The following is a 3,529-nucleotide window of genomic DNA, read 5'->3' as shown; positions in this document are numbered from 1 at the left end:
GCCGCCGGCCTGGGCGGCGTCGATCCGCCAGTTCGGCTGGCCGGCCTCGGACCAGTCGCGCCCGAGCCAGCAGGCGTAGACGATCCGCAAAGCCGTGACGGTGCCGAGCCGCCCGGCCGCGACCTGGGCCCGGATCATTCGGTGGGCCGGATGGTGCCGCTGGTCGAACGCCGTCCCGTAGAAGATCTTCTGGGACTCCACCGCCCGCACGATGGCCTCGGCGTCATCGAGCGTCGCCGCCATCGGCTTCTCGCACAGGACCGCCTTGCCGGCGGCGGCGCCCTCATGGACCTCGCCCCCCACGGGCTCGACCTCGTGGATTTCCTGCTCGGCGAGCCGATCGCGGATCTCGCGGCCCTCACCCAGACCCGCGCCCAGGACTATTCGGTCGATGACGGCGCCCTGCTGATCGGCCGCACCGGCGGCGGCGCCCTGGCGAGCCTGCACGTGGCCTACAATTGCCCCGACGCGCTCCCGCGGCGGCGCCTGGAGGTGGTCGGCACCAAAGGCATGCTCGTCGCCGAGAACACGATGGGCCAGACGGCCGGCGGCACGCTGCTGTTCATCGACGGCGCGACCGGGCGTTCCGAGCCGCAGGCCTTCGATGCCGACAGTTCGCCCTTCACCGAGCAGGTCCGCGCCTTCGGCTCGGCGTTGCGCCGGCCCGAGGAACGGACGGCTTATTCGGCGGCTCGCGACCTCCACACCATGCGACTCGTCGCCCGCGCCTACGGGCAGGGGTAGGCGCGTCAGGACGGGATAGCCAACCACGGAACCAGGCTCCGGGGCGTCCCACCCCCACTCCCATATCCCGACGCGGGCACCTCGGGATGAGGGAGAGGGGTGGAGAGAGGCCGCGGCGAACGGTTCGACGAAGACGGGAACACGACTTGACCAACCCAGACGCCATCCACGACCAGGACGACCGCGCCCGCCACGACCGGATCAAGGCGCCGCGGGCCTACCGCTTCGGTGCCAAGAGGCCGATCGAGGGGCTGCCCGCGATCCTGCCCGACCCGGTCAAGGCCTATCTGGACGTCCTGCCGGAGGGCCGCGTGGTCGGCTTCCCCCTGGCGCCGCTGGACCGCACCGGCGTGCCGGTCTGGTTCGTCGCCCTGTTCCTCGACGACCCGTTCTTCGTCGGCGCGATGCCGTCCGGCATCGGCTACGGCGCCACCGACGAGGAGGCGCTGATCGGCGCCGTCGCGGAGATCGCCGAGAACCTGATGCCGTCGCTGGCGGTGCTGCCGCGGGCCAAGGAGCGGGCGCGCTACACCGACCTCGCCCGGGTCTACGGTGCCGCCTCTGTGGCCGACCCGCTGACCCTCTGCCTGCCCGCGGGCTCCCCGGTCGGCCGCGACACGGTGCTCGAATGGACGCCGGCGGTCCGGTACGCCACCGGCGAGATCGTGCTGATGCCGCTCGATGTGGCCGCCACCGATTATTTCGAGCTGTCCGAGGGCTACAAGCCCTTCACGAACCTGATCACCAACGGCCTCGGCGCCGGACCCGACGTGCCCTTCGCGCTGGGCCACGGCGTCCTGGAACTGCTCCAGCGCGACGGCAACGGCCTGCTGTTCCGGGCGCTCGACCAGGGCGTGATGCTCGACCTCGACGGGATCGGGCCGGAGAACGCCGCGATGCTGGCCCGGCTCAAGGAGCTGGGCATCCGGGCGCTGCCGAAGTTCGCCACCGACCAGTTCGGCCTGACCAACCTCTACGTCGTCGGCTACGACGAGGATCCGGCCCGCACCCCGGCGCCGATCGCCCTCTCGGCCTGCGGCGAGGCCTGCGATCCGGACCGGGAGCGGGCGCTGCGCAAGGCGCTGCTGGAGTTCCAGGCGGCGCGGGTGCGCAAGACCTTCGGGCACGGCCCCCTCGACATGGCCGCCACCGTGACCCCGCCGGGCTACGTCGATGCATTCATCCAGAAGGCCCTGCCGAGCCTCGATCTCGAGGAGAGCCGCGCCCTTCAGGCGATGCTCGAATGGATCGAGATGCCGGCTGCCGGCCTCCGGGACGTGCTGGCCGACACCGTCTATGGCCAGCGGAGCACCAAGCGGTTCTCGGAGCTGCCCTCCACCCCGGCCCCGGACGGCCATGCCCGCGGCAAGATCGCCTGCGACCGGCTGCTGGAGGCGGGGTTCGACGTGCTCTACGTCGATTGCTCGCCGCTCGGCGGCAGCGTCGGCGTGGTCAAGGCGATCGTGCCCGGGCTCGAGGTCGAGACCATGAGCTACTACCGCATCGGCGAGCGCAACACGCGCAAGCTGCTCGAGCGCGACCATCCGTTGATCCGGTTCGGCACCGAGAGCGAAACCCTGCGCCCGGTGCGCCTGACCCCGGAAGCGTTGGAGCGGTTCGGGGGCCAGCCGTTGTTCGACACAGCCCTCGCCGAGCGGATCGTCGGGCGGCACTATCCGCTCTACCGCGAGCCGGAATCCCACCACGCGCCGTTCCGGCTCGCCCAGAAGCAGGGGAGGGCGGCGTGACCCTGCGCTTCGCCTACAACACCAACGGCGCCGCCAACCATCGCCTCGACGACGCGCTGCACCTGATCAAGGCGGCGGGCTACGACGGCGTGGCCCTGACGCTGGACATTCACCACCTCGATCCGTTCGCCGAGACCTGGGCCGCGGAGGCCGGCCGGGTCGCGAGCCTGCTGGAACGGCTCGAGCTGGCCTGCGTCATCGAGACCGGCGCCCGCTTCCTGCTCGACCCCAACACCAAGCATGAGCCGACCTTGGTGACGGCCGATGCGGCGGGCCGCGCCCGGCGGGTCGGCTTCCTCAAGCGCGCGGTGGAGATCGGTGCGATCCTGTCCGCCGAGGCGGTCTCGTTCTGGGCGGGCGTGCCCAAGCCCGGCGTGGATCACGGCGAGGCCCGGCGCTGGCTGGGGGAGGGGCTGCACGAGGTCGCGGCCTTCGCGACCCAGGCCGGGATCGTGCCGTGCCTGGAACCCGAGCCCGGCATGCTGATCGAGACCCTGGACGATTATGCGGCCCTCGACGTTCCCGGGCTGAAGCTCGCCCTCGACACCGGGCACTGCCTGGTCACGGGCGAGCGCGAGCCGGCCGCGGCCGTCCGCGAGTTCGCCGACCGCACCGGCACCGTGGCGATCGAGGACATGAAGCGCGGCAGCCACATCCACCTGCCCTTCGGCGAGGGCGACATGGACGTGCCGGGCGTGCTGGAAGCGCTGGAGGCGGTCGGCTTCGGCAAGCTGGTCTGCGTCGAGCTCTCCCGGGAGAGCCACCGGGCCGACGTGATGATCCCGCAGGCGCTCGATTACCTGCGCGGCTGCCGACGCCTCGGCCCGGTCCTCGCCGGCGAGCAGGAGACGCGGCGGCAATGACAATGATGGGACGCGCGATCGGGGCTCAGGACGCGGCGCGGGTCCCCTCTCCCGTGCGGGCTACGATGTTCACACATCGCTGCCGGATAAGGGCAACGGCTGAACCCACGCGCGTCTCCCTCCCCCCTCTGCGGGGGCGGGTGGGCCCTGCGTCAGCAGGGGTCGGGAGAGGGG

Annotated in this window: 2 protein-coding genes and 2 pseudogenes; 3 read left to right on the top strand and 1 reads right to left on the bottom strand. The window is 71.8% G+C overall.

Annotated features, from left to right (window positions below):
• A pseudogene (locus tag FV228_RS23495) lies at positions 1–243 on the bottom strand (gfo/Idh/MocA family oxidoreductase); the annotation flags it as partial.
• A gap of 24 nt (positions 244–267) precedes the next feature.
• Here FV228_RS23495 and FV228_RS23490 point away from each other — a divergent pair.
• The 3 genes and pseudogenes from FV228_RS23490 to FV228_RS23480 form a co-directional block, all read left to right on the top strand.
• Positions 268–744, top strand: a pseudogene (locus FV228_RS23490) (Gfo/Idh/MocA family oxidoreductase); the annotation flags it as partial.
• Positions 745–890: 146 nt separating this feature from the next.
• The gene (locus FV228_RS23485) at positions 891–2,492 is read left to right on the top strand and encodes a YcaO-like family protein (protein WP_147856780.1); all 1,602 of its coding nucleotides are present in this window, start codon (positions 891–893) and stop codon (positions 2,490–2,492) included.
• On the top strand, positions 2,489–3,355 hold the full coding sequence (locus FV228_RS23480; protein WP_147856779.1) for a sugar phosphate isomerase/epimerase family protein: 867 nt from the start codon (positions 2,489–2,491) through the stop codon (positions 3,353–3,355). Before FV228_RS23485 ends, FV228_RS23480 begins: the two co-directional genes overlap by 4 nt.
• The last annotated feature ends 174 nt before the right edge of the window (positions 3,356–3,529 follow it).

The organism is Methylobacterium sp. WL18, assembly GCF_008040015.1.
GTDB lineage: Bacteria > Pseudomonadota > Alphaproteobacteria > Rhizobiales > Beijerinckiaceae > Methylobacterium > Methylobacterium mesophilicum.
The sequence above is the reverse complement of the archived record's forward strand: the minus strand, read 5'-3'. Positions and strand labels throughout refer to the sequence as shown.